The organism is uncultured Mycobacterium sp. (genome assembly GCF_964249325.1).
In the GTDB taxonomy this organism is placed as follows: Bacteria; Actinomycetota; Actinomycetes; order Mycobacteriales; family Mycobacteriaceae; genus Mycobacterium.
Window position 1 is genome coordinate 29831 of record NZ_CAXUCH010000025.1, and the last position, 1611, is coordinate 31441.

A 1611-nucleotide genomic window follows, 5' to 3' on the forward strand; every position below is an offset into this window, starting at 1 on the left:
CGCGCTTCCAAGTCCGGCTACTTGATCTCGGCGAGGACCGTGCCCTGAGTGATGGCTGCCCCGGCCTCAACCGCCAGACCGGTGATGGTGCCGTCTTTGTGGGCGGTGACCGGGTTTTCCATCTTCATCGCCTCCAAGACAACGACCAGGTCGCCGGCGCTGACCTCTTGGCCTTCTTCGACGGCGACTTTGACCACAGTGCCCTGCATGGGGGCGGTCACCGCGTCACCGGAGGCCGCGGCGCCGGCCAGCGCGCCGCGCTTGCGCGGCTTGGGTTTGCGCCTGATGACGCCGGTCTCGGACCCGCCACCGTTGGACAGGGCAAGGTCAGCGGGCAGGGACACCTCCAGCCGGCGACCACCCACCTCGACGACCACCTTCTGCCGCGGGCGGGCATCCTCCTCGTCGAGGGGTTGGCCGCCGGTGAACGGCTCGATGGTGTTGTTCCATTCGGTTTCTATCCAGCGGGTGTGCACCGAAAAGCCGTTCTCGTCGCCGATGAACGCTGGGTCGCGCACGATCGCCCGGTGGAACGGGATCACCGTGGCCAGGCCCTCGACTTCGAACTCGTCGAGCGCGCGGCGGGCACGGGCCAGCGCCTCCTCGCGGTTGGCGCCGTACACGATCAGCTTGGCCAGCATCGAGTCGAACTGCCCGCCGATCACCGAGCCGCTCTCGACACCGGAGTCCACTCGCACCCCCGGCCCGGACGGCGGGTGGAACTTCGTCACCGGTCCCGGTGCGGGCAGGAAGTTGCGACCGGCGTCCTCGCCGTTGATGCGGAACTCGAACGCGTGTCCGCGCGGCGTCGGATCCTCGATGATATCCAGCTTCTCGCCGTTGGCGATCCTGAACTGCTGCAACACCAGGTCAATGCCCGCGGTTTCCTCGGTGACCGGGTGTTCCACCTGCAGCCGGGTGTTGACTTCCAGGAACGAGATCAGCCCGTCGTGACCGACCAGGAACTCCACGGTCCCGGCGCCGTAGTAGTGGGCCTCCCGGCAGATCCGCTTGGCCGCCTCGTAAATTTCCTTGCGCTGCGCGTCGGTCAAAAACGGCGCCGGCGCCTCCTCGACCAGCTTCTGGTAGCGGCGCTGCAGCGAGCAGTCGCGAAGGCCGGCCACCACCACATTCCCATGCTGGTCGGCGATCACCTGCGCCTCGACGTGGCGCGGCTTGTCCAGGTAGCGCTCGACAAAGCACTCGCCGCGGCCGAACGCTGCGACGGCTTCGCGCACCGCCGACTCGTACAGGTGTGGGATCTCCTCAATCGTGCGGGCCACCTTCAGGCCCTTACCGCCGCCGCCGAAAGCGGCCTTGATCGCGATCGGCACCCCGTACTCCTCGGCGAACGCGACCACCTCGTCGGCGTCTTTGACGGGGTCGGGGGTGCCGGGCACCAACGGAGCCTGGGCGCGGGCGGCGATATGCCGGGCGGTGACCTTGTCGCCGAGGTCACGGATCGACTGCGGGCTGGGCCCGATCCAGATCAGGCCCGCGTCGATGACTGCCTGCGCGAAGTCGGCGTTCTCGCTGAGGAACCCGTAGCCGGGGTGGATCGCGTTGGCGCCGGACTTCTGGGCGGCGTCGAGCAGCTTGCCGAAGTCGAGG

At 68.2% G+C, this 1611-nt stretch carries 1 protein-coding gene; it reads right to left on the reverse strand.

Annotation, left to right across the window (positions count from 1 at the left end):
* Positions 1–17 precede the first annotated feature (17 nt).
* Positions 18–1611, reverse strand: a 1594-nt coding sequence (locus ACFE99_RS05720) for an acetyl/propionyl/methylcrotonyl-CoA carboxylase subunit alpha (RefSeq protein ID WP_375483252.1), incomplete at its 5' end; no start/stop codon positions are given.